This is a genomic window from Butyrivibrio sp. MB2005 (assembly GCF_000424285.1).
Classification (GTDB): Bacteria; Bacillota; Clostridia; order Lachnospirales; family Lachnospiraceae; genus Butyrivibrio.
Genome location: NZ_AUJP01000020.1, coordinates 66,711 through 91,823 on the forward strand (window position 1 = coordinate 66,711; position 25,113 = coordinate 91,823).

Consider the following 25,113-nt stretch of genomic DNA (forward strand, 5'->3'; position numbering starts at 1 on the left):
CTAGATACAACCTTTAAATAGATGATGGGATTCGAACCCATCGAATGCCTGGTTATAAGCCAGGTGCTACCATGTAGCGAACCATTGGAATTATTGCTGTTCGTATCTATTTGATTACTGTATTTCAGCCTTACAAGACACACTTCCCCAAAAGGGAAGGGTGGGATTTGAACCCACAGAGCCGAACCGAAATCCGACTGTGCCAACCAAATTGCTGTATGTGTCTTTCGCCTTTCTGTGATTTTATCTTAGCCCAGATAATTGGATATAAAAAGATGCAGTTAGTATACATATCACAACCCCCAATATGATACAATAAACACATAAAACACATAGATATTTATTTTTTTACAACCCCATTTAAGAGATATGCCATGACTGAGAAATATAAAATTTATTTATCCGAGGATACAAGATCAAGACTTATTAATGATGCAGAGCTTTTTGAATTCACTAAGAAGGATGAAACTGTAAACCTCAATGCCTTCCTGAAAATCCTGATCGTCAACTACTTCGATCAATACAGGCATGACAGCGAGGCTCTGTTAAACAACATAATGAGCGATCTCACAGAGATGACATCCATATCTGATGCAGATGCTGCCCATCTGGCAGATAAAATCGTCAGCACATACATAAAGAACGATAGGATATCCAGTTCCAAAAATATAGCTGTTACATTGACTGTCAGCGGATCATCCTATGACATAATCCGAATTATAGAAAACAACATGCTACGTGATACTTCCCTCTCGCAGTATCTTAAGGACATGTTCAATTCATATCTGTCCATTCCAAGGAGCCAGAGAGAAGCCATCATTTTTAAGGATACCTACGAAGATATAGAAAAAGCGCTTAAGGAAAGTCGTGTGCTCACCTTCACAACAACATCTTCTGAGGATGACAAATCCTTTGCTGTGAAGCCTTACTTTATTGCACCTTCTAAAGAAGAACAATGCAACTACCTTCTGTGTTGCGATGCCCGTACTCGCACTCCGCATACCTTCAGAATCTCAAGAATCAGGAGTGCCTTCGTAACATCAGATAAATTTGAAATTGATTCAGAGCTGCAAAAAGAGCTCCAGGAAAAAGCTATCCGGAGCCCTCAATCAGTATCGAAAACGGTATCTGCTGTCATCAAATTAAATAAATATGGAGTTAGAAAATTTAAGGTTGTCACCAAGAACAGGCCTCTTGTGTCAAAGATAGACGGCGACCTCTACTACTTTGACTGGCCCGAATTGCAGCTTGAAGAATACTTCAAGCGTTTTGGAAGGGATGCCATAGTAATAGAACCGGCTTCACTTAAGGAAAATCTGCGCAAATACTATTACTATGCCCTCAGAGAATATAGTAAATAAAAAAACCTCTCCTCACTAATATTATATTGACAAAAATAATAGATGTGTTTATATTTAGATAATCATCTAATTAGAAATTGTGAGGAGGATATTATGAAACGAGATACATATAAAAAAATAGTCGCTGCATCAAGCATAGAAACCGGAGACCTTGTACTTATTCAGTACTGGATGAATGACAGCTTCAGTGAGGATATTGGTTTTCTTCAGGCTGAGATAGCTGCTGCCGGCGCAACACCGGTAATGGTGGTACAGAACCTCAGTATTAGTCAGCTTATCAATGAAAATGCCACCGAGCACACCTATAGCGACAAGTTTTTCAAATTGTACGAAGATGCTGATGTGATCATCGACCTTATGGAGAGACCTGTGGGCGTTCTTACCAAGCCGCTTGATCCTGAAAAAATGGGACTTCTCGGCGGATATATGGGTAGACTTTTCCAGACATGCGCATCCAAAAAGAAGATGCTTCAGCTTCGCGTTCCCACTGAGGTTATGGCTTCAAAAGAGGGCCTTGCCCCTGAAGATTACAAAGCTCGCATGGAAGCTGCAATGGATATAGATTATAATTCCCTCAGACAGAAATGCGAGGAACTCAAATCTGCCAACAGCCGTTTCAGTGGTGTTACAATTAAAACCGGTGACAATTACAGCCTCGAAATTTCATTCGGAGACAGATCATGGGATATTGATGCGGGAGACGGTGATATTCCCTGCGGTGAGATCAACATCGCACCCATGGAGAATCAGACAAACGGTGAGATTTTCTTTGAAAAGATATATCTCCCTGATCCGGAGAACCCCAGAGCCAGACATGATTTCGACAAGGTTGTACTCTCCATAAAAGATGGCGTTATTACAAGCTCAAACAACGATGAACTTAACGCCCTTATTGAAAAATTCGGCCCTGAAAACGTCACTGTCTGCGAGCTTGGATTTGGCATGAATCCCGGAGTTACAAGCCTTTGCGGCTGCGCAGTTCTGGATGAAAAAATGATAGGCACCTTCCATCTTGGCATTGGCGATAACACAATGTTTGGAGGAACTAACGAGGCTGACTTCCACAACGATCTGATCGGCCACGGAGAATATATTTGGAAAGAGTAAGGAATTATCTGATGAACGAGAAAGAAAAAGAATTATTTGATTTTCTTGATGAGAAAAAGGCCTTAGTGCTGGCAGAGGTCAAGGATCTGGCATCCCAGGACAGGATGGACGAGAGCAACATCTTAAAGGCCAAATCCAATATCTATGATATCTGCAAAGCCGTGTTTGGAGCAGCGACCAAGAAAGCTTCTGACGGCAATGTTAAAGATACCTTTTTATCAACATTTGGAAACATAACAGGCCAGTGGCAAAAATCCCTTGAGCAGGCCAAAGCGCATGATGACAGTTACAAAATTCTGATCGAAGAAGCCAAGCTTTCTGCAGTTTCCGAGATTCTGGAAAAGACTGAAGATCTCTTTTAAGGAGGCAACATGACTGAATCACAGGCAATTGCTCTTTTCAAATGTCTTGCAGATAAATCAAGAATACAGATTTTAAAGTCTCTCATTGAGGAAGAAATGTACGTAGAGCGTCTCTCCGAGCGATTAGACTTAACCCCCGCCACCATCTCTTTTCACCTGAAAAAGCTTGTGGATGTCGGAGCCGTAAAATCGCGAAAAGAACAGTACTATACCATTTACTCCATCAATGACGATGTCTTTAACGTATCAATCTTGGACATTCTAAGAGAAGAGTCTGAGGAAAAAGATCTGCAGGCAGAGCGAGACGAAAACTACAGAAAAAAGGTAATAGACAGCTTCTTTGAATATGGCAAGCTTAAAAGCATTCCTACCCAGCGAAAAAAAGAACGCATTGTTCTTGAGGAAATCGCTAAAGCTTTTGAACCAGATCGCAGCTACACTGAGCGCGAGGTAAATATCATCATCGCTGATTTTCATGACGATTTCTGTACGCTTCGTCGCGATATGGTCGCAGAAAAACTTCTGGTTCGCGATAAGAATCAATATAAAAGATGGTCCTAGAGGTAACTTAAGTAAAACATATTCATCCGTTATTACAAAAACTACTACACAACATCACCAATACTTCTGCGGCCCTCGAAGAGCTGTCAGCAAGTATGGATACAGTGGCAACCACAACTGATCAGATCAATGCGAGACTGGAAGAAGTAGATGAATAGCGGAGGGAATTTTTATGTTATCAACCTTCATATTTGTACCATGGATGTGTTCCGATTATTTCAAATCCGACAGAGCAAGCTATTTTCATGGATGCTTCATTCCTTGTATCGCAGCCCCATGAAGGTGTTTTCCCTCTTCGAAGCGTTTCCTTTACCATTGCCGAAGCAACGATTTTTCCATATCCTTTTCCCCGGCATTCTTCTGCCGTCTCCACTCCGATATCCACATAATCCTTTGAGACTCCGGCAGAAAACGCACAAGCTGCCATACGTCCGTCTTCGATCAAAAAATATCCAAATCCTTTTTCCAAAAAGGCATTCTTGTTCTCCCATGAAAATGTCGGAACTATCCATCCCCTCATCAAGTCGTAATTATCTGCGTTTATTTCTTTGGTCTTTAATCCCGTGACGGGTGCTGTGACATTTTTCTCTCCACGAAATTCAAAAATATATCGATCATATTTAGAAACTCCCGGCGTTTTCAGTATCATCTCCTGCAACTTCAGATCGTTTTCTGCCTGCAGCGCCAGACGCCCCGAGTGACCATCAAGTGGTTTTCGCATCATTGACACAGTTTCTTCAATGAATCTCTCATTGTAGTCGCCAAGGATGTTGGCAAACCCGCAATAGTGCCAGATAAGTGCAACCTTTGGCGAGTCCACATCATCCACAAATATTTCGCCGTTTTGAATCCCTTCCAGTATTGAAAGTGGATATGGTTTTTCAACGCTAATCTGATCAGTCAGGCGACTTATTTTTCCATAGTCTGTGAGTTTTTTCATGATTTTTCCATACTCTTTCTTTGTGCAAAATACAGCGGAATGATGGTTAACAGAACTACGACAAATCCTGCAATAAACACTGAGTTTGTAGGAAGATACTCTGTAAAGCCGTACTCATCCACAAACTCGCCGCTTCTTTTTATGATGGGATTCGAGATAAGCGGAGCAACCACCATGGGTATAAGGACGTAGAAAATAATACGTATACCTTCAAACTGGCCCCTTGAATCCTCAGGATACAGGCGCTTTGACCAAACAGTTATGGTCTGCAAAAACAGCATGTATCCGATGCCTACAAACAGCACGCCTGCCAAAAGATGCGGATTCCAGATAGTGGAAGGATCAACGTTAGTGGGTGATACAAGCAGGCCGATTATTAAAAGGCCTATGGAATTGATAATGATAGCTACCAAAATTATCAGCGCTGATTTTCCTTTTTGAATAAGCTTAATTGCAGGAATGGTCGTAAACATGGCGATAAGAAGCCCCACGCCCTCGATCAGGCCCATGGTATCAGCCGTAAATCCAAGATAATAGATCATGAAGTTTCCAAGATGTGAAAAATAAACATTGAAAGAAATAAAGTAAACTGCCAGCATCAAGTTTACGAAGACAAGCTCCCTGTGCTTTAAGTATTCTTTTATATTGAAAATAGAGAAAAACTGCTGTGAAAAGCTTCCCTTAACAGAAGGGCGAAGAGACTCGGCATCCTTCATTCCAAAAAGAGAATACAATCCGAGCAATATCACGCTTCCACCAATTACCACAAAAAGTCGCATGTAATTGTCATCTGCACCTACAAGAAGACCGCCAAGAATTGTTCCTGCGATCGTTCCGATGACAGGCTGAACTGCAAGAGCAGCACCCAATGCTCCCGAGTTTTCCGGAGTCATGTAGTCGTTGATCCAGGCGTTAAAACCTATATCATTTCCCATGGAGCCAAAGAAACTCATGATTGCGTCAGCTGCAATGACAGCAAATGCAACACCTATGATGGAAGCATTTTGATTTTCCTGATTCCTCAGAAATTCCGTTGTTCCAAAAAGAATTGTAAAGATTCCCCACAAAATATACCCAACTGATATAAGCGTTTTTCGGGTTCCTTTTCTGTCGGATATGCATCCGAATAAAAATGTGGACACCGTTGTTGCCATGGCAGATATTGCCAGCATCCACGAGATAATAGTCGGATCCTTTGCGATTTTTGCATACACGAAGGTGTTAAACCACTGGTTTTCCATATTCCAGCAAAGCTGTCCGGCAAGTCCCAGTAGCCACACGAATGACCAGAACGATACTGTACTCTTCTTAGAATCAGAATGCATATTTGAACCCCCCATTTCACTTTTTTCTATAAATATCATACTACATTATTTTGGACCTGGGGGACGGGGTCCATTTTAATTCAATACCCCATACCCTGAGACTAATAATTTATATATTCACTCAACATAAACGAAAGGGCACCGCCGAAGCGATGCTCTTTTTCTAGTTATACTATGAATAATACAATTTATCTCTTCAAAAAGTTCAACAATGCTCCGCTGGAAATAAGCTGTCCAAGTGCATCCGCAAGCTTAGCTCTCTGCCTGTTTCCGTCTTCCAGCTGCATGTTGATTCGCTTAAGCTCTGCCAATATTTCACTATTATCCGGCGCAGGCGCCTGCGTAGGAACCTGCGCTCTGTACTGTTCACCTTTCAGGCCATATCCGCAGTTAGGACAAAATCTCTCATGACCATTTAAATCAAGACCGCAATTAGGACAATTCATATAAACACCTGCCTTTCTGCCAATCCAACTCCAGAAACACATATTATTCCATGATATATATTTATTATCCCTCACATATCTAAAACACTCATAAACTACGGCTTAAAGGATAATTAAATGGATTTTTTATCTGCAACTTTTCTCCAATATCACTCATCCACATACTGGCGGTATGTATTTCCCCATATAAAAAGGCAGGAATTTCTTCCCGCCTTGATAAACCACATATTATTCACTTATTTATACTCTTTTATAATATCTCTTCAATATTTTCTTCATCCCCTATAAAACACCCGGACTCTGCTGCAAGGGATCTTTGGGTCTTTATCGTACAGATCCTCGTCGTCTGCATACCAGAAACCGGAAATGACCTTGATATCTTCAGCCTTGCATTTCAATACTGCTGCCGCGTAGTCTTTCGCCAACTCCAATGGGCACCTGACTGAGACTGTTATATATTCTCTCCCGTCTTCGACGCCAAAATATGTCTGCGTGAAATAATTTTCTTCTACTTGATGTCTGATGTTTTTCATGACAAGCTCTCCCCCAAAGCCTCAACAAGGCTAAACCAAATAGCCACAACAGCAATAAAACCAGGTACTGCCTCAGCATCAATCCCGGCATTAGCATTACCACTTACCACATTATCGCCCCAAGCACTAACTCCAGCATCAATTTGATAAATCTATGATATCACTTCTTGCTTATAAACTCCGCTATCTCTTCCATATCCTCAGAAAAGAGAACCCTTCTAAAGTACTCCTTCTGTCCAAGGCCGTTATTTATGACATTATCAATGACGCCCTTAAATGGCTGATAATATCCGTCTGTATTGAAAAAGACGATGGGACAGGTAGTGATATCAAGACTCCCAAGAGCCATTACTTCTGTGATTTCATCCAGGGTTCCAATGCCGCCGGGGAGAGCCACAAAAGCATCTGCCAGTTCGATCATTTTGGATTTTCGCTCAGCCATGGTGGCAGTCTCTATGTACTCAGTAAGGCCATGATGTTTCCTCTCCTGAATCTGTGGAACGTCGGGAAGTACACCTATGACTTTGCCGCCTGCTTCCAAAGTACTGTCACTTACAGCTCCCAGGAGGCCTTTGCTGGCCCCGCCGTAAACAAGAGTGTGTCCGTTTTCGCCTATCCATTTGCCCAGTGTCCTTGCTGACTCTGTTAACTTCTCATTATTCCCACTTGTTGACCCGCAATATACCACAATATTCATCAGCATCTTTCCTCCTGATATTGCTACTTACAAGTAATCATATCCCACAGTGTATCTTTTTTATCTATGCCGAAATTTAGAATCTTCCATAAAGAATCCACAGCATATGGACCATAAGTCTGCATGTATGAAATGTGCATCTGTTCTGCGCCATAAAAGATCAGATCGTATTCTTCTTTCGTCAATTCTTCTTCACCGTAATATCCTCTAAGGAAGCTTTTAGCCAGATCAAAGCGATAATTCATCTCTTCGGTATCATGATTAAAGTCTACAAACTGCATGATGAAAGGCCACCCAAGATCAAGATATCTACTGCCAATTCCGGCGTCATCCAGATCGACAAATATCACCTTGCCATCCTCGCTTAGCATTACGTTATGTGGACCTATATCGGTGTGAACAAAGCATTGATCCAATTGTTCAAAATCGGGGATATCGTCCAGAATTGCATCGAATTCTTTGACAAAGCTGCGATCTCTGAACCATTCATAAAAACGCATTTTGCTCTGAGTAAAAGGAGATTTAATGTTATATCCTTCCAGCTTATGCAACTGCCTCAATGCTTTACCGATCATGTATTCATCGTCGGGAGTCTCTTGCATTTGCCTGCCATCAATAAACTCCATAAGATAAAGCCAAAAATCGCCGTCACATATATAGAATTTACCTGTTTTCGCAGGGATAATTCTTGGTGCTACGCCCTTTTCATTTCCTAAAAACAAGTGTGCCTGAACATTACTCGATATAACAGTTTCAGGCATTTCGCAAGAAAATCCCTTTAAAATATAAAATCCAGAATTCGTTTTTATTTTGTAAACAGGTCTTTTTATATCTTCCTCTAGCTGTTCTTGAATATGCGGATTATCAAGATCCCAATTTTTCAGTAAATAATCTAATTGACTCTGTATCCCTGCCAACGCCGGTTCTCCTAATAATCAATAAAATTGACTCCGTCCCCCTGGTCCACTTTATTTTGGTCCACTAACCACGTCCCCGTGGTCCACTTTTGGCAGATTCCAGAGGAAATGTCTTGCCAGAACTCTGAGCAAAATCACAAGGACAAAGCTGCATACCATCGCAGCATTCCAGGCATGAAAAAGTTCGTGCATGAAAACCATGAGAATTCCGCCAATTATTACGGGAAGGGCATAAACATGCTTTACGAAAATAGCAGGCATCTGATTGGAAAGAACGTCCCTAAGCACGCCTCCGCCGACACCTGTGATAAAGCCGAGAAAAACAAGGAGAAACAGATCATCAGCGTAACCGAAGTTTGCTCCGATCATGACACCGTCAACCATAAATGCCGCAAGCCCAAGAGTATCGGATACGAAAAGCCCCCTGTCATAGATACCTGTAAACTTCTCAGGTACGCCTTTATGGAAAAACATTATACAAAAAACAATATTGGCAACAATGGCTGCCACCAAAACATAAAAAGGATTAATAAACATCTGCGGCGGAAAATTGCCCATGACAATATCTCGCATAAGACCGCCTCCGCAAGCCGTCAGAATGGCAAGAATATTAACACCGAATATATCCATCCTCTTCTGGATGCCTGTGATCGCACCGGATATAGCAAAGGCAACTGTGCCTATAAAATCGAAAATTCCTAAAAGAAGTACTGACATTTCCCCAAATACCTTCCCCAAAATTCTTAATCAGCGTATTCTATGATACTCCTTTTTTAGCTTGTTTTGTACTGTTCCTGACAGTAATATCATCTTTGCATTTTTTATTTTGTCTGTCTTCTTCTTTTCTGTCATGGGGTCGCATCATTTTTGCTTGATTTCATGGAAAAACAGCTCAGGACTTTTGGTCTTGAGCTGTTTGCATTTAAGTTCAATATATAAATTCATGTGTTATTTTTCTAAAGCCTTTTCCTCGTTCTTGATCTCCCAATGGATCAGAAAAGTCAGAGCAGCTCTCAAAGTTATGATAGCTCCCAGGATTCCAAGCTCAGCCCATTCACGAACAACAACTGTTCTTAAAACCTCACCGCCAAGCTTAAATTCCAAAGCAAGTGCTATGCCCTGGGCAAGCTCAAGTCTTATGGCATCATTTTTCTTTATCCAGTAAATGAAGCTCTTCACACAAGGGTATATGATACTATTATAAGTTCGGGCAGAATGCGCCGATGGCCATGGATACAGACAAAATCCGGGCCTAAGTCCAATCAAAATAGCCTGAACCAAAGGAGGAGCAAAAAACAATGGATTACGTTTTTGAAATGCCGGGGGAAATGCTCGTAGAAGCGGAAAAGAAGGGCCGCGTCGAGCTGCTTGAGTACGATTCAAACACTTATGATGAAGAGAACAGAACTCTTCACAAAAAAGCATGGGTATATCTTCCCTATGATTATGATGAAACCAAAAACTACAACATTCTCTACCTGCTGCATGGCGGCGGATTTACACAGGACTGGTGGCTTAAGCTTTTCCCTGACACTGTGACAATACTTGATAACATGATAGAGAAAAAGCTCTGCGATTCCTGCATCGTTGTAACACCTACTTTCTATCACGATGAGGATGACAAGCACACCAAGGATGAGTCCAGATGTGAAAACTTCTGTCACGAACTTCGCAAAGACCTGATTCCTGCAGCCGAGAGCAAGTATGCAGGATTTTCAGGAAAAGATGTATCTGAGGAGAATCTCATTAAGACAAGAGATCATCGCGCTTTTGCAGGACTTTCTCTTGGTTCAATGACCACCTACAGAGCTGCTTTCTACAATAACTTCGATCTGTTTGCATGGTATGGTCCTTTCTCAGGATGCTGCGGCCCCTTCGGTGATCACGAGGTTGAGGTTAAGAGAATCTGCGAGACACTTGAAAAGGGCAAAGAAAATGGCTACGACCTTAAGTTCATGCTTTGCTGCAACGGCGATAAGGACATCGCCTTCGAGGAGCACAAGGATATCATGGAAAAAGCAGTTGCTAAGAGCGACCTGCTGATTCAGGATAAGAACTACGATTTCTTCATTATCTCCGGCGGTGTTCACGATATGAAGGCATGGCAGCTCCACATGTACCATGCACTTCAGGTCTTCTTTAAAAATTGATACTGAAGTTAACTGCACCATCATGATAGAGGGATGCTCCAAACGGCAGCACGCGCCCTCTTCTGTATGAAAAATTTTTAATACTGTTTGTAGGAAAAGTATCTATTAGTTGCATGGCATATCCCCCTACTGGTCTTTATCCGGTAACCTGAACATGTCCACGTTGCCATCTGAAAGCAGCTTACCATCAGGTGTTATCACCCTTGCATGAATAACCACAACACTTTTACCACGCTTTATTACACTGCTCTCGGCAAAAATCTCCTTTGCGTCCTTTGTATTTGAAAGATAATTCACATAGACGTTCTGGGTCACATAATTGTGATTATCGGCTCTGGCCGTTATTCCCGCGACGCAGTCCATAAGTGTATACAAAAGACCGCCGTGAACCATCCCGTATGGATTACAGGAATTCTCCGTTATGGTGGCCTTAAGAACGCTTTTCTCGGGAGATATCTCCACAATCTCTATGTTGTTATATTCCATAAAGGGATTCCGCAACCTGCTTAATGGATAATCACTTCCGCTATCGCTTCCCATAAACGCCTCCTGCATTTATCATAAATACCCAATATTTATAAAAAAGATCAGGACTTTTTCTTGCCAATCTCAAACATAATAGCCGGAATATGGCAGTATCCCTGAGGATTCTTCACAAGGTATTTCTGGTGATACTCTTCTGCCTTATAGAAATTCTCAAGGGGCTTAACCTCTATGGCACTCTTTTGTCCAAGCTCCTCTTCAAGAGCAGCCATTCTTTTCTCGATAACAGGAAGCTGAGAATCATCTGTGTAGTAAATTCCTGTGCGGTACTGAATTCCCTCATCTCCGCCCTGCTTGTTAATTGATGTGGGATCAATGACCTTAAAATAATATCCGATCAGCTCATCAAGTGTGATAACGCTGCTGTCAAACTCAACCTTCACTGTCTCTGCATGACCTGAATCATTGCAGACCTCCTCGTAGGTAGGATTCTCGGTGGAGCCGTTGGCATAGCCCGTATCAGTACTGATAACACCGTCAAACTGGTCAAAAAATCTCTGAGTGCCCCAGAAGCACCCGCCTGCAAAATAAATAGTTTCCATAATTACTCTCCTCCGTTACTTAAAGCCATCAGATCATTCTGAAAAGCTGAACCCTTGTCCTTAACAATCTGATCAAAATTACAATTACAGCAATAACCAAAATCACTGAAAGAAACAGCCATACATTATCTTTAAACATATCCATGTTTGAATACGAATAAAGAAGACCCGCATAGCGATAGGCCATATTCCGCGCATATTCAGGACCGATGATATTCACTCCGCGGTTTAGGAGCTTTAGAAGTCCTTCATTTCCTATCTTTACTCCAAAGCACCTGTCATCAGCCATACTAAGCTGCTTAAGGGAAAGGCCCGAATACTTTCTGTTCCTTAAAATATCGTTTGCACGAAGACCATTAAGTGTGGTCGCATTTGCTTCTCCCGCAAGAACAGCATCAAGGCACTCCTCTATCGAAGGATACAGGCTTACCTCAGCCCCGGGAAAATTAGTTTCGATGTAATAGTACTGCATCTTGTTGTTTTCATTTACAGCAAAATGAGTAACCACATCGTCGTTATATTCTCCTAAGTAAACCAGATCGCTGGATGTTGAAATCACTGCATTTGACTGGTATATCCCGTTTTCCTCGGAATAGTAAAGGCCGCCTCCCACAGGAAAAGCCACATCAATATCGCCTCTTGTAACATCATAAATCATGTCATCGTAGCTGCGATACCCCACATAACCTACATCTATTCCGGAAATATCTAAACTTTCCAAAATAGTGGGAATCAGATCCTTTATTACACCAGTCACATTACCCTCTTCATCGGTATCACTGTAGGGCAGATAATTCTCAAGATAGCCAATAGTCAGGCTTGAATGCTCGCTCATCCAGGTCCTTTCAGATTCGGAAAAAGAACGACTTGAGATTGTGGATGCGTAGTACTTACTTCTAAGAGTACTTAAATAACTTGGTTCCTCCACAGAAAGCTGAAGCTGTGCATAATTAAGCTCATCCAAAATATCTTTTCTTTTAATATTTACACAAAGATAATAATCATTGGCACCGAAATTACTGATAACCTCGGCATGCTCCCTTTCACGGGTACCATAGCCCTCAGCTGCCAGAATATCGATCTCCTTGGTATCAAAAGCTGTGAAAAGAGAATCATAATCCTCGAATATCACAACCTTTGCGGTGGTACCGCTTGCCACAAGATATTTCTCGAGCTCATCCACCATGGCGCTTCGTAAAACGCCGATCTTTTTCCCTCTTAAAGTCTTGGGATTCCTTGATACCGTGCCATCCCTGTCATGTTTTACCAGAGTATAGGTCTCATTACCCATGGGCTCGTCGGGATATGCGATAATAGATGCTCTCTCCTCTTTCCAGGCGAGTCCCGCCATGAGATCTATCTCGCCCTTAACCAGCATGTCGTAGAGCTCCTGAAAACTCCCATAGACATATTCATATTTCCAGCCTGTGTATTCGGAAAGCTTACGATAATACTCGTATGCATAACCGGTTTTAACGGCGCCAACCGCAGCACCTTCCTCAAAAACTTCGTTCTCGTAGTATCCGACTCTTATGATCTTATCTTCTGGATCTGCCAAAGAGCCATCCTCTGCTCTTACAGACAAAGGACTTATAAAAACAGTTATAAGAACAATCAAAAAAGAAAAACAAATAATCCTTTTTCCAATACCTGCAAAAAGGCTTCCCCATTTGCGACAACAACCCATATATAAAAATTCTCCCTCTCTCTAATCATACATATCTATGATAACAAAAGATGGAGAATTTCAGAAGTATTCTTTCTTTTATAATAAAATTAAAGTGCTGCGAATTCTTTTGCCCCTTTGGTCCTTAACCAAAATGCAACTGCAATTGAAAGAACTGCGAAAGCCACTGTCCAGACAAGCATATAAACCATGTTCCCTGCCAGATATCCAAAGAACATATAGCATGCAGTAAATATCACGCAGATAACCCAGCTTCCAAACATAGCAAGAAATACTCCGCCGCTGTGCTTTATTGGCTCAATCTCGTTTGTCCAGCTAAGGATCGGCATCTTTACTGCTATCATGGTATCAAGTATTGCCGAAAACAGAACAAATACCATAGGCATAAGCACCAGTAAAACCTTCTCTCCCAAAGGTGCATCAGCGCCGATAGCTGTCATTATACTTCCCAAAAGCATCGGTATTCCCGTAAGGATAATCTGAAGTCCTGCCTTTGCTGCCAACGATACCCAGGGCTTTATAGGAAGCGACCGGCTTATCCAAAGATTCTTTCCCTCCAGCGAAACAGATGGTGCAGCCATAAGATTCATCGAAGCAAGAAGGCACAGCGCCATGCACACAAGGATTGTTGCGCACTGAGGGCGATCTGCCATAGCTTCGTTTATAAGAGGCATAAACTCCTTAGCTTCCAAAAGGAAATAAACTCCCGCTGCAGGAATAAGAAGTATTCCAAGGCCACAGTTAAGCATATAGTTGGGACTTGATGTAAATCTTGTAAGCTCCTTTGAAAGCATTGCTCCGAAGAGGTTCTTTTCTTTAACCTTCTTATCAACATAGCGCTGAGTTTTTACTTTTCCTGTAGCAGTGGCAATGGCCATAAAGCTCTTAAGCATCCTCATCCAGATAAAGATAACCACAGCAGAAACCACCACTGTAAAGCCGATTGCACAGACAATATCACCTGTTCCGATAAGGCCAAAGAGATAAAGAACATAAGCCACACCTTTTATCTTTTCGCCGTATTCCTGTGCATGAAGCAGCAGGTCTCTGATAAAAGTTCCCGCCTTAAAATAAAAGAAATAATAGCCAACTATAAAAAGCAGTGTAACAGCCACAGTTACAAAACTCTTATTCTTTATCTTAAGACTTATCTTTGCCACAAATAGTCCAAGCAGACTCGAGAGGGCAAGAACAAAAAATGACAGGATAAAGAACAGCAACAGCATACATATCAGCTTCATGGCTGATACCCCGGTAACCATCAGATATACAATATCCATGGGTATCATAACCGTCACCAGATACATGGTTCCCATAAGATAAACATTAAGGAGTCTGGCACCTACAATCTTGCGAACAGGAATTGGCATTGAAAGAAGTAAATCATTATCCTTTGCAAGATACAAAGCGGTATATGTGTTATACACGCTTCCAAAGCAGCCAAGCAGAATCGCCATTCCGCCCATCATAAGGAAATACATCCAGTCCATCCCTGCAGAAATGAGCGGGCCGCATAAAGTAAATGATAATGCAAGGAACATCCCTCCCAGGAGTCCCACCATTATCACAAAGAAAAATACAATCCACGCTCCGATAGCGAGGGGTGAGCGCATCTTGTTTTTCTTCGCATCGTAAAAATATCCTTTGAATACTTCAAATAGCTGCTTTTTAAGTAGAGTCCTAAGCATTTAGACCGCCTCCAGTTCAAGGAAAACATCTTCCAATGTATCATCGCCTTTGACTTCATCCATAGTTCCGACTTTTATAAGCTTGCCGTGATTGATTATGGCAACCTTGTCACAGAGTTTTTCTGCAACCTCAAGTACATGGGTTGAAAAGAAAATTGCACCGCCCTTATCGCAGTGAATTCGCATCATTTCCTTCAGAAGATGTGATGCCTTCGGATCAAGACCCACGAAGGGCTCATCCATTATTATGAGCTTGGGATCATGCATCCATGCCGAAATAAGTGCAAGCTTCTGCTTCATTCCGTGAGAGTATGCTGCGATAGGAAGTGCCAGATCATCTGTGATCTCAAACAGATCCGCATATTTTCTGATTCTGTCGTTTCGAAGATCTGAGGGTATCTCAAATATATCTCCGACAAAATTCAGATATTTGATTCCGCTCATGAAGTCATACAGATCCGGATTATCCGGAATGTAAGCAAGGTCTTTCTTACAGCGGATGGGATCTGACTTCATGGAAATCCCATCTATAAGAATGTCCCCTTCATCAAAATTAAGGATACCTACGGCGCTCTTAAGTGTGGTACTTTTACCGGCACCATTGTGTCCAATAAAGCCAAAGATCTCTCCTTCCTTGATCTCAAGGCTAAGATCGTCTACGGCTTTTTTATCACCATAGGTTTTGGTTAAATGTTTTATTTCTAACATCTCAAAATCCCCCTTTATCTACTACTTTTGTCATTAACAGTTACGTCATTTTAAGGGTGTGTTTTCCTTTCACAGTACTCTGACAATAAAATAGCAGATAATAAAAAACAGACCCATCCTGCACGGATAATGGTCTGTTTTACACCGCATTATAAATTCATTATCGGAGCCAAAAACTATGGCTGCCATACTGCCTTATACTATTGTATACTGCATCAGTTCGTATTTAAGCTGAGTTCCTTCCGCTATTCCATCAGGTAAAAGAGCTCTTGCCACAAGCTTAAGGTCATCGGACTCAATATCCGTTCTCCTTAAATTCGCATAATCGCCGTCAATACTTTCCACAACGTAATACCAAGTCTCCATATGAAGCACCCTTTCTATCACATAGCCATGCCTTCTGTCATGGATTTCTCCATGGGCTTACGAAGGCGTAATCTTTCCTGCTCCTTCATTATCTCATATTCTCGTCTTCTTTGCTCACTATTCATAGTGCGCTCAAGTTCACGCTTTTCTTTGAGTGATCTGATCATATTCTTAACATGGCTTCTATGCATCATCTTTTCAGCTCTTACTCTTCTTGCGAGTTTTTGCTGAAGCTGCTCGAAGCTTATCTGTTTTACCATTATCCTGCGGCCTGCATCTGCCATGAGCTTCTGGATATCTGCTGTTGAAGCATCATTTATTGACTGACCCTTGCCAAGGAGAACTTCTCTGTGCTCTCTCATTATGAAAAGCTGCTCTGCTTTAAGTGTTCTTGCAAATGTTGACATAGCCCTTACCTCCTTTAAATCTTGAAGTCCCTATATCCTTTAGAATCTTTCGATTCTGTTGTTTTCTATCTTGAATATAGATTAGCAAAAGCTATGTCACAGTATTATCACATAAAAATATTTAGTTTTTAACTCACCAAAATCCATAAGTCCTTCGGTTTCATCTGTTACTACTTCCTCATCTTCAAGCTCTGCTGCGGAAGGTGTAGGAATGAACTCTGCAAGGTATGCATTCTGGCCAATGCCTTTGTTCCTCGGATAGTATATATTCATTTTTCCAAACGGGCAATACTTAATCCTTCAGATCAAAAACTGTTGCCTCGTAAGGTCTGATAGAAGATGCCTTTCCTTTGTAATTGCTGATGAGTATATCTCCTCCTGTCATAGTCTCAATACTCTTTGGAACATCCAGAGTCTTATCTGTGAAGTTACATACAACAAGAAGTTTTCTGCCGTTAAGACTTCTTGTGTAAATGAAGAGATTCTCATCTGCTGCTTCTAAGAGCTCATATGTGCCATCAACGATAATGTCATTTTCCTTACGAAGACCTATGAGCTTCTTATAGTAGTTGAATACTGAATCAGGATCATCAACCTCTGCTGCCGCATTGATCTTCTTATAGTTGGGATTAACCTTAAGCCAGGGCTTACCTGTGGTAAATCCGCCATTTTCACTATCATCCCACTGCATGGGTGTTCTTGCGTTGTCGCGGCCTTTAGCGCTGATGACATTCATCATCTCTTCATGGGTGTAAACTTTGGCATCCGTAACAAGATCCTTGTAGATGTTTATCTCCTCTACGTCATCACAATCGGAGATTTCCTTGAATGTATAGTTGGTCATTCCAAGCTCTTCGCCCTGATATACATAAGGAGTTCCCTGCATCATGTGAAGGCAGGTAGCAAGCATCTTGGCAGATATTTCTCTGTACTCATCGGAATCATTGCCCCATCTTGATACGATTCTCGGCTGGTCGTGGTTATCCCAGAAAAGACTGTTCCATGCAACACCTGCAAGTTCCTTCTGCCACTTTGTGAGATTCTCTTTTAAGTCAGGCAGATACAGTTTCTTCATGGTCCACTTGCCATGCTCATCGGAATCAAGATCCATGTGCTCAAACTGGAATACCATGTTCAGCTCTTTGGAATCAAAGCCCGCATACTTTTTGGCTTCTTCTATGGTTACGCCTGCTGCCTCTCCTACGGTAACAAGGTCATACTTACTTAAAACCTTCTGGTTCATTTCCTTCAAATACTCATGAACGTGAGGTCCGTTTGCTGTGATGTTTCCGCAAAACGCGTACTTTTCTCCGGGTCTTACAGGACCATCCTCATAAACTTCGGGCTTGGAAATCAGACTGATAACGTCCATTCTAAAGCCATCGATTCCCTTTTCACACCACCAGTTCATCATGTCAAAAACGCCATCTCGTACCTTTGGATTTTCCCAGTTAAGGTCAGGCTGCTCCGGTACGAACTGATGCAGATAGTACTGGCCTGTGGTCTCATCAAACTGCCATGCAGAGCCGCTGAAAAATGCACCCCAGTTGGTGGGCTCGTGGCCATCAACCGGATCCTTCCAGATGTAGTAATCTCTGTAGGGATTGTCCTTTGATTTTTTACTCTCTAAAAACCACTTGTGCTGATCAGATGAATGATTAACTACAAGGTCCATAACGATCTTAAGCCCTCTCTTGTGGGCCTCAGAAAGCATCTCATCAAAATCAGCCATGGTGCCAAATTCAGTCATTATGTCGCGATAATCACTGATATCATAACCGTTATCCTTGTTGGGAGACTTATAAATCGGAGAAAGCCAGATTATAGTCACACCCAGATTCTGAAGATAATCGAGTTTTTCCGTAATGCCTTTAAGATCGCCGATTCCATCACCGTTGCTGTCTTTGAAACTCCTGGGGTATATCTGATATACCACAGCATTTTTCCACCACTGTCTGTCCATAGTCCCTCCTTATTAAGAAAATATTGTCATGTATGCTATTTCTGCCGGCCACTGCCGGATTTTTTCTAAAAACACGGGTGCCGCATCTTTTCGGTTTCTACCCTAAATATTTATTGCGGCGTTATCCTCTCTTCGGTTTCCAGCCCTTCATAGCCGCTATGCCCTCAGGGGTAACGGGCTTAATCCATTTTCCTCTGTAGAGATGAACCTGCATAAGGATATATCTAATGGGTTCATCCATGTAGCAGCAGGCAAATACCACCAGTGTAGGAAGTTTAAAAATCATACCCGTTGACCAGACAAGGGGTATAACCATAGCCCACATGAAAGTAATCTCTAAGATCGTTCCGTAGGCTGCATCTCCCGCTGCCCTGAAGGTGTCGTTCTGAGTCCAGTTGCCCATTCTGATAAATGCAGCAACAGCGTAAATACACAGGAATCCAAAGGCTATTCTGAAGCTCTCTCCGCTCATTCCCATAAGTGTCAAAATAGGTGTATGGAGCGCCACCAGTGACAGCACCACAAGACCGATTACAGACTGGCACAGATAAACCAGCCTCCATGCCCTTGCATAAGCTGTATCGATGTTGCCGCTTCCAACCTCTTTTCCCACAAGAATGGAGGATGCGTTGGAAAAGCCTGCAAAGAATCCTATTACAAGTCCCTCAAGAGTTCTGAAAACAGCGATGGCCGCAATGGCTTCTTCCGGCTGCCTTCCAAGAACTATATTTATTACCATGTTACCAAGTCCGATAAGAACTTCGTTGGCAATGATCGGCGCGCACTTTTTAAAGTACTCACCGATAAATTTACCTTTCCATCCAAAGTGCCTGCTAACTGCCAACAGATAAGGATGCCTATTGTGAATTCCAAGAATGGTCAAAACAGCCACGCTTACAAGTTGAGCAATCACTGTAGCAAGAGCTGCTCCGCGAACACCCATGGGCTTAAAGCCCAGATGTCCAAATATCAATACCCAGTTAAGGAATACATTTGTCAGAACTGACGCTATAGAACTGTACAGCGGTATTCTCACTCTCTCCGTGCACCTCAACATAACTGCCATGGCCATGGATAATACCATAAGCGGATATGAAAATCCTGCAATTCTAAGATATGAGATACCAATCTGCTGAATGGACTCCTTGTCCGTGTACAGCTTCATGACAAGCTGCGGAAAACAAGTCCCCATAAAACAAAACAGCGCAGCAACAGTCATCATACAGGTCAGCGTAAGACCGTAAGATCTGTTAATTCCATCATCGTCCCCCGCTCCCCAGTACTGGGATATGAAAAGCATTCCTCCGCCTACAAATCCCCAGTAGCCACTGAACATCAGTGATGAAAACTGCGCACAAAGTCCCACCGCTCCGACTTCCATCTGCCCCAGCGATGCGATCATCATTGTATCCACCATTGAACCGGTGGTAGTAAGTAAATTCTGCAGTGCAACAGGTATTGCTATCACTGCAACCTTCTTAAGAAAATCTCTCCAGTCAAATCCTCTACTGCGCATATTTGATTTCCTTTACCCCACTATATTTCTTATCGTCTCCCAATCATTACAACGTCTGAAATCACCCTCAGGGAACTCGCAATCACGGTTCCAGGGTCTGTCATAAACAAGCACCTTTAATTCCGGCAGGTGACTAAAAAACCCAAAGGCCATGGGCGAATCTTCCACCGCATAATCAAAGTGCATCTTATAATAATCCTCAAGCTTAAGAGTAAACGAGCTGCCTTTTATGAAGTTATCGCGGCCGTATTTATCAAGACAAAAAAGATTAACCCTCTCCAGATTATGCTCATCAAGCCACTGCCTTGAAGGCTCATAAGCGCTTGCAGGGCGCCCTGTTATGATAGAAACATCTATCCCCTTATCAATCCAGCTGTTAATGGTGGTTGAGGCTCCCGGTGTCTCATCATAAGAAAGAAGTACCTCCGGCTTATGCCCCTCTATCATCATGTGTTCATACTGCTCATCTGTCAGTGAAAAAGTCTTTTGGAGATTAAAATACTTCATATTATCATAGGGCACGTGTATATCGAAAAGCCCTACTACAAGATCAGAAAAGCTCTTTGCTGTCTCGCAAAGACAGTCATCAAAATCAACATATATTTTCATTCTGTTTAGTTTCCTTTATTAAATCTTCCATATCTAAGTTTACAGTTTTCAGGAATTAAATCAATATCATTACTGTCATGATGACTTCTCAGATTTTGAACTAAAAAAACGTCAAAACCTTCCGAAAAAAGTCCTGACGTTTTCATCTCTATATTTCGATCCTTTACTGATTAGAAGAAAAAGGATGCGCCGAATAGAGTCATTCTCTTGTTGTTGTTAAATACTGAAAGTCTGTTGAGGAACTCATCATGCAATTTTTCATATGTTGCATTTCTTTGTTCGCTCTTCAAATCTTTTGTTAAGTCCTGTACGTCGTGAAATCTCATAATGGATCCCCCTTTCATTAGTTTCTTTTTTATTACCACGTGGTATGTTGTTGGTTTCTGATAATATATATACCACCCGCAAAAAAACAGACCGTATGATACACTCATATCGGTCCGCTTTACACTGATTTGTCAAAATAAGTTATATTTTTATTGAAATTCCGTCATCCCTTCGACAGTGGCTCAAGCCCGTAATCAAAGAGCGCTATGTCTATTTTCATAACGCTATAGTCCCCGCGGACAATGAAATACTTCACTACAACATCCGTCTGAGAGATGGGAGACAGCGCATATCCAGCAAGCTTTAGGAAATCCACAGTCTCATCCAGATTTAATCTAAGTCCCACAGCCAGTGAAAGTACCTTCTCCTTGGAGGGCTTAACCTGGCCCTTTAAGAGCTTTGAAAAGTACTGCTTGGATATATTGGCAGCGGTGTAAATCTCCGAATTCTTAAGACCCTTCTTGTTTATCAGCTGCTGCAGATGCTTCTCAAAGGAATCCGTGTACATCCCCTTAAGAGCATCATCAAGAGACTGGGGCTCCTCCTCTTTTGCAAGAAACATCATCTCGCATTCGCACTCTTCGTCCTCAGCTTCTTCCGCCTCAAATTCGAAATCTTCATTAGGAGCCGGTGTTTTTTCCGTTTCAGCTTTGAAATCTTCATTCGGAAGCTGTGTCTTTTCAGCTCCCGCGCCAAGCATCATATCTTCGAAATCGCCAAATGACTCTTTCTTCTTGGAAGCTTCTTTTGCACTAAAGGGCATTGCTGATGCCATGGCCTCTATAGTATTAAGTAAGAACCCTCGCCTGCCTGACTCTCTATCACTTGGTCCGTAGTGCCCTTCCGGTATGCCGTCATAGTAATACTCATCTTCAAGAGCAGCGCTTACATACTCTTCGTCTATATAACTCTTAACATCATCAAAGATTTTACCGGAAATATGGTAAGCATATTCACCGAAAACAACCAGCGTAATCTCCATTTCATGACTTAAGAGGAACTGTGTGAACGCATCAATTGCAATCTGAATTCCAAGCTCCTTGGGAAATCCATAAGTTCCTGTCGCAAGAAGCGGAAAAGCAATAGACTCGCATCCATTCTCTGCTGCAAGCATAAGCGACCTGTCATAGCACTGCCTAAGAAGCTGCGCCTCACCATGATCGCCGCCTTCCCACCATGGCCCGCTGGCATGGATAATATACTTCGCATCAAGATCAAATGCCGGAGTAATCCCAACTTCACCTGGATTAAGAACTCCAATCTCCCTGCGGGCATTAAGGAGCTTCTCCTCTCCCGCAGCCTTATATATTGCAGCATCAACTCCATCACCTATGGCAACAGCAGGATTCGCTGTATTAACGATGGCATCTGCTTTTATTTTTGTAATATCATTTCTGATTATGGAAAATGGCATAATCTATTCCCCTCATTCAATATGAGTGTTTTAGTGTGATTCAATCATCATTGTATCACATCCTGTGCTTGTCGCACTTTCAGCCGTCAATGTGAATGTGTGCATGGCGTTTTCTTCATATCTAAATTTCACCATGCTTTTCAAGTTTAAATGGTCGCCTGCGGGTTGACCATTTCTTACTGCCTTTTTTGTAACATGACAGTGTAAAGAAAATGATTGTTGCGAAGGAGGTAGCAAGATGAGTAAGGGTTATACAGAGATTGTTTATATTCTGGACAGAAGCGGATCAATGGGTGGGCTGGAGCCGGATACCATAGGCGGATTTAATTCCATGATGGAGAAGCAGAAGAAAACAGGAGAAAAGGCAGTCGTATCAACAGTGCTTTTTGATGATGTGTGCGAAGTGATCCATGACAGAGTTCCGATTGAAAAGATTGAGAAGATGACAGACAAACAGTATTATGTCAGAGGCTGTACAGCACTGCTTGATGCAGTAGGTGGGGCGATTCATCACATTGGGAATGTTCATAAATATGCAAGGCAAGAGGACAGACCTGAAAAAACAATCGTTGTCATCACTACAGACGGAATGGAGAATGCAAGCTGCAGGTACTCCAGAGAGAAAATCGAAAAGATGGTAAAAAGACAGCAAAAGAAGTATGGATGGGAGTTTATTTTTATCGGAGCAAATATCGATGCATACGCAGAAGCTCAGAAGTATGGCATCCGCAAGGACAGAGCGGTCAATTATGTTTGTGATGATATCGGAACAGCGAATGTCTACGCGGGAGTTTCAAAGGCAGTCTGCTCAGTAATGATGGCAGAAACCGCAATGGACGCTGAAGAAGAACTTAACCGCTGCGCATGGGATGAGGATATCCGTGATGACTATGAAAAGAGAAGTGGCAAGCGTAGTGTTCGAAACAGATAGTGTGATACTTTTGTGATATTTGTAAGAGTATTATTAACTCAGAACATAAGACAAGGACAGCCACGGTAGCGATGCTTTACCAAGGTGGAGTCTAAAGTCTTAAAGGATAACATTCCAGCAAAGGTAGCGATGCTTTACCGGAGCCAAGGAATAAAGCCTGCGGTTCACTGTTGAGGGGAAAGATATTCAGGGCGGCGATGCTTCACCCGAAGATATCACATATACAAATCATCCACTGCAAAGGAGTTTTTTCTCCACGCGAAAGGACGACACTACGAAAAAAGCCGGTTTGAAACCGGCTTTTTTCGTGTTCTATTCTATATGACTTATACTTACAGAAATACAATTACTTGGTTATAACTAATATAATCACTTATTTATAGCTCTTATAAGCTTTTTCTTGGTGTTACCTTTTACACCCTTAACCTTTATGGTAGCGTCCTTGCTAATCTTCTTGAAAGCGCCTTTACCTATTTTCAAGGATTTGTTTGCCTGGATAGTTACTTTACCAAGCTTTTTACATTTATAGAACGCTTTATTTCCAATTGACTCTACGTTTGATCCGATGGTGACAGTCTTGATTTTACTGTTATTTTTGCAGGCATTATTTGCGATAGCTACAACTGGGTAAGTTTTTCCATCTACAGTGACTGTGTTAAGGGCCGCCTTCTTTTTGGAGTCTATCTTTACTGCGGTAGCTTTTCCGTTAACATCGATTACATAGGTGATGTCATCTACGATTACCTTCTTGGGAGCGCTTGCTGCATCAGTCCCTTTGCCTTCAGTTGTAGGCGCAGCTGACTTGCCTGTAGGGTTCTGCGAAGCTTCCTCTGACTTACCTATCTGATTAAACCACTCTTCTTCCGTCATGCCTCCGGATCCCTGCTTTTTTTCATCCGGAAAGATAATAGTCATAGGTGAGTAAAACGGTATTCTTTCTTTGATGAATTGGGCTTTTATATCATCACTTAAAGTAAAGGTGACTTTATCCTTAACAGAGTTGGTCTTCAGTACCTTATATGTATCAGTCTCCTGTCTATCAACTATTTCAATGTCCATTTCTCCGTCAAGGTCTAAATCAATTCGTCTTCTTCCATTTCTATCCGGGGAAGCAACCACCAAAACTTTAAGTAAATCTAATGAATCATAACCATAAAATGAACGCCTGATCATATCCATAGGATCTGATACTTCAGTAGAACCTTCTGACAGATCTATTGTTAACTCACCTTTGTCGAATAACGCCTTAGTATCAACTGCAGGAAGAGTGAAGGTCACAGGTTCTGAATCAGCGTGAGTACTATAATCCCTAGATAGAGTTCTGAGTTCTACCTTCTTCTCATAGTCGTCCATTGTCATTAATATATAGTTACTCCCTTTACCAACTAAACCGCCACTTGTTCCTTGGTCAGTGGGATAACTATACGTATGGCTTAAGCCATCATCCTTCCAACTGATCTTATATCTGTAAATGTAAGTACGATCATTGGAAACTTCCACTTTTACGTCCTGGGGCTTGGCTTCTCTTTCGCTGATTGTTGTAGAGTATGATTTTACTACGTAATTTGAATCTTTCTTATATTTTTCAACATCAAATACGATAATACCCTTTTTCTCAGCTCTCCATACAACATAAACCGTTACTTTTCCGGGATTATATCCATTAGACAATATGTAATGACCTCCATTTTGTAGCAACGTGGATTTACCTGTATACTATAGTTGCTAAAACAAATGGTAACAGGGATTACCGCATACAAAAGGAGGTCACAAATGAATAATACCACAGTTTACGTAGGAATGGATGTCCACAAAGAAAGTTTTACACTTTGTGCTTATACTCTGGAGAAAGAGAAAGGCTCCTATTCCAGAAGAACACCCGCAGATTATAAGGAAGTCCTGAAGTATCTGGAATTCCTTCGCACCGTCTACGGAAACGATACTATCTTCGTATGCGGTTATGAGGCGGGCTGCCTCGGTTACACCTTATATCACCAGTTGACCGATCATCAT

28 protein-coding genes, 1 tRNA gene and 1 pseudogene are annotated in these 25,113 nt (G+C 41.9%); 7 read left to right on the top strand and 23 right to left on the bottom strand.

Features of this window, described 5'->3' with window-relative positions:
- Window positions 1-14: 14 nt before the first annotated feature.
- Window positions 15-87: transfer RNA gene (locus G610_RS23090), tRNA-Ile, on the bottom strand.
- A 287-nt stretch (window positions 88-374) separates the two neighbouring features.
- Here G610_RS23090 and G610_RS0111905 point away from each other — a divergent pair.
- From G610_RS0111905 to G610_RS0111920, 4 genes are all read left to right on the top strand, one after another.
- Window positions 375-1,361, top strand: a complete 987-nt coding sequence (locus G610_RS0111905) for a WYL domain-containing protein (RefSeq protein ID WP_026524986.1) — start codon at window positions 375-377, stop codon at window positions 1,359-1,361.
- Window positions 1,362-1,454: 93 nt separating this feature from the next.
- Window positions 1,455-2,468 (top strand): aminopeptidase, encoded by a 1,014-nt coding sequence (locus tag G610_RS0111910; protein ID WP_026524987.1) that lies wholly within the window; start codon window positions 1,455-1,457, stop codon window positions 2,466-2,468.
- The gene (locus G610_RS0111915) at window positions 2,456-2,830 is read left to right on the top strand and encodes a hypothetical protein (RefSeq protein ID WP_026524988.1); all 375 of its coding nucleotides are present in this window, start codon (window positions 2,456-2,458) and stop codon (window positions 2,828-2,830) included. Before G610_RS0111910 ends, G610_RS0111915 begins: the two co-directional genes overlap by 13 nt.
- A gap of 9 nt (window positions 2,831-2,839) precedes the next feature.
- Window positions 2,840-3,391, top strand: coding sequence for a DUF2087 domain-containing protein (locus G610_RS0111920; RefSeq protein ID WP_026524989.1), 552 nt, complete (start codon window positions 2,840-2,842; stop codon window positions 3,389-3,391).
- Window positions 3,392-3,569: 178 nt separating this feature from the next.
- Here G610_RS0111920 and G610_RS0111925 read toward each other — a convergent pair whose 3' ends face one another.
- From G610_RS0111925 to G610_RS20700, 8 genes are all read right to left on the bottom strand, one after another.
- Window positions 3,570-4,331: a GNAT family N-acetyltransferase gene (locus tag G610_RS0111925; RefSeq protein ID WP_026524990.1), complete on the bottom strand. Its 762-nt coding sequence runs from the start codon at window positions 4,329-4,331 to the stop codon at window positions 3,570-3,572.
- Entirely contained in the window at window positions 4,328-5,656 is a 1,329-nt protein-coding gene (locus G610_RS0111930) for an MFS transporter (RefSeq protein WP_026524991.1), read from the bottom strand. The genes G610_RS0111925 and G610_RS0111930 overlap by 4 nt, the downstream gene beginning before the upstream one ends.
- Before the next feature lie 188 nt (window positions 5,657-5,844).
- On the bottom strand, window positions 5,845-6,102 hold the full coding sequence (locus G610_RS0111935) for a zinc-ribbon domain-containing protein (RefSeq protein WP_026496157.1): 258 nt from the start codon (window positions 6,100-6,102) through the stop codon (window positions 5,845-5,847).
- 275 nt (window positions 6,103-6,377) lie between these two features.
- Window positions 6,378-6,635: a hypothetical protein gene (locus tag G610_RS0111940; protein WP_026524993.1), complete on the bottom strand. Its 258-nt coding sequence runs from the start codon at window positions 6,633-6,635 to the stop codon at window positions 6,378-6,380.
- 160 nt (window positions 6,636-6,795) lie between these two features.
- Window positions 6,796-7,332 carry a TIGR00730 family Rossman fold protein gene (locus G610_RS0111950; protein ID WP_026524994.1) on the bottom strand — a complete coding sequence of 179 codons (537 nt, stop codon included), beginning with the start codon at window positions 7,330-7,332 and terminating at the stop codon, window positions 6,796-6,798.
- 23 nt (window positions 7,333-7,355) lie between these two features.
- Window positions 7,356-8,249, bottom strand: coding sequence for a phosphotransferase (locus G610_RS0111955; RefSeq protein ID WP_026524995.1), 894 nt, complete (start codon window positions 8,247-8,249; stop codon window positions 7,356-7,358).
- Between the two features lie 51 nt (window positions 8,250-8,300).
- A complete protein-coding gene (locus G610_RS0111960) occupies window positions 8,301-8,966 on the bottom strand; it encodes a trimeric intracellular cation channel family protein (protein ID WP_035797454.1) in 666 nt (221 codons plus the stop codon).
- Between the two features lie 231 nt (window positions 8,967-9,197).
- Window positions 9,198-9,428 (bottom strand): DUF1622 domain-containing protein, encoded by a 231-nt coding sequence (locus G610_RS20700; RefSeq protein WP_330368122.1) that lies wholly within the window; start codon window positions 9,426-9,428, stop codon window positions 9,198-9,200.
- Between the two features lie 119 nt (window positions 9,429-9,547).
- Between G610_RS20700 and G610_RS0111970 the strand changes: the two genes are divergently transcribed.
- Window positions 9,548-10,399 carry an alpha/beta hydrolase gene (locus G610_RS0111970; RefSeq protein WP_026524997.1) on the top strand — a complete coding sequence of 284 codons (852 nt, stop codon included), beginning with the start codon at window positions 9,548-9,550 and terminating at the stop codon, window positions 10,397-10,399.
- Window positions 10,400-10,525: 126 nt separating this feature from the next.
- On the opposite strand, the gene G610_RS0111980 is transcribed toward G610_RS0111970, so the two are convergent.
- The 13 genes from G610_RS0111980 to G610_RS23545 form a co-directional block, all read right to left on the bottom strand.
- Entirely contained in the window at window positions 10,526-10,939 is a 414-nt protein-coding gene (locus G610_RS0111980) for a PaaI family thioesterase (protein WP_051197957.1), read from the bottom strand.
- A gap of 47 nt (window positions 10,940-10,986) precedes the next feature.
- Entirely contained in the window at window positions 10,987-11,484 is a 498-nt protein-coding gene (gene msrA, locus G610_RS20705; RefSeq protein ID WP_035797456.1) for a peptide-methionine (S)-S-oxide reductase MsrA, read from the bottom strand.
- 28 nt (window positions 11,485-11,512) lie between these two features.
- Entirely contained in the window at window positions 11,513-13,171 is a 1,659-nt protein-coding gene (locus G610_RS0111990) for a transporter substrate-binding domain-containing protein (RefSeq protein WP_026524999.1), read from the bottom strand.
- Window positions 13,172-13,260: 89 nt separating this feature from the next.
- A complete protein-coding gene (locus tag G610_RS0111995) occupies window positions 13,261-14,859 on the bottom strand; it encodes a hypothetical protein (protein WP_026525000.1) in 1,599 nt (532 codons plus the stop codon).
- A complete protein-coding gene (locus G610_RS0112000; protein WP_026525001.1) occupies window positions 14,860-15,567 on the bottom strand; it encodes an ABC transporter ATP-binding protein in 708 nt (235 codons plus the stop codon). It lies immediately after the preceding gene.
- A gap of 195 nt (window positions 15,568-15,762) precedes the next feature.
- Window positions 15,763-15,933, bottom strand: coding sequence for a hypothetical protein (locus G610_RS0112005; RefSeq protein ID WP_026525002.1), 171 nt, complete (start codon window positions 15,931-15,933; stop codon window positions 15,763-15,765).
- A 17-nt stretch (window positions 15,934-15,950) separates the two neighbouring features.
- Window positions 15,951-16,340 carry a hypothetical protein gene (locus tag G610_RS0112010; RefSeq protein ID WP_026525003.1) on the bottom strand — a complete coding sequence of 130 codons (390 nt, stop codon included), beginning with the start codon at window positions 16,338-16,340 and terminating at the stop codon, window positions 15,951-15,953.
- 96 nt (window positions 16,341-16,436) lie between these two features.
- Window positions 16,437-16,613, bottom strand: a complete 177-nt coding sequence (locus G610_RS23095; protein WP_155831020.1) for a hypothetical protein — start codon at window positions 16,611-16,613, stop codon at window positions 16,437-16,439.
- A gap of 19 nt (window positions 16,614-16,632) precedes the next feature.
- On the bottom strand, window positions 16,633-18,303 hold the full coding sequence (locus G610_RS0112020; protein ID WP_026525004.1) for a glycoside hydrolase family 13 protein: 1,671 nt from the start codon (window positions 18,301-18,303) through the stop codon (window positions 16,633-16,635).
- A gap of 121 nt (window positions 18,304-18,424) precedes the next feature.
- Window positions 18,425-19,819 carry an MATE family efflux transporter gene (locus tag G610_RS0112025; protein WP_026525005.1) on the bottom strand — a complete coding sequence of 465 codons (1,395 nt, stop codon included), beginning with the start codon at window positions 19,817-19,819 and terminating at the stop codon, window positions 18,425-18,427.
- Window positions 19,820-19,831: 12 nt separating this feature from the next.
- The gene (locus G610_RS0112030; RefSeq protein ID WP_026525006.1) at window positions 19,832-20,428 is read right to left on the bottom strand and encodes a 2-dehydropantoate 2-reductase; all 597 of its coding nucleotides are present in this window, start codon (window positions 20,426-20,428) and stop codon (window positions 19,832-19,834) included.
- A gap of 170 nt (window positions 20,429-20,598) precedes the next feature.
- Window positions 20,599-20,754, bottom strand: coding sequence for a hypothetical protein (locus G610_RS23100; protein WP_155831021.1), 156 nt, complete (start codon window positions 20,752-20,754; stop codon window positions 20,599-20,601).
- A 164-nt stretch (window positions 20,755-20,918) separates the two neighbouring features.
- Entirely contained in the window at window positions 20,919-22,169 is a 1,251-nt protein-coding gene (locus G610_RS23545) for a macro domain-containing protein (protein ID WP_026525007.1), read from the bottom strand.
- 238 nt (window positions 22,170-22,407) lie between these two features.
- Between G610_RS23545 and G610_RS0112045 the strand changes: the two genes are divergently transcribed.
- A complete protein-coding gene (locus G610_RS0112045) occupies window positions 22,408-23,100 on the top strand; it encodes a vWA domain-containing protein (protein ID WP_026525008.1) in 693 nt (230 codons plus the stop codon).
- Between the two features lie 369 nt (window positions 23,101-23,469).
- Here the strand turns inward: G610_RS0112045 and G610_RS0112050 are convergent, their stop codons facing one another.
- Complete coding sequence (locus G610_RS0112050) at window positions 23,470-24,771, bottom strand: leucine-rich repeat protein (RefSeq protein ID WP_026525009.1); 1,302 nt, start codon at window positions 24,769-24,771, stop codon at window positions 23,470-23,472.
- 102 nt (window positions 24,772-24,873) lie between these two features.
- On the opposite strand from G610_RS0112050, the pseudogene G610_RS0112055 reads away from it, so the two are divergent.
- A pseudogene (locus G610_RS0112055) lies at window positions 24,874-25,113 on the top strand (IS110 family transposase); the annotation flags it as partial.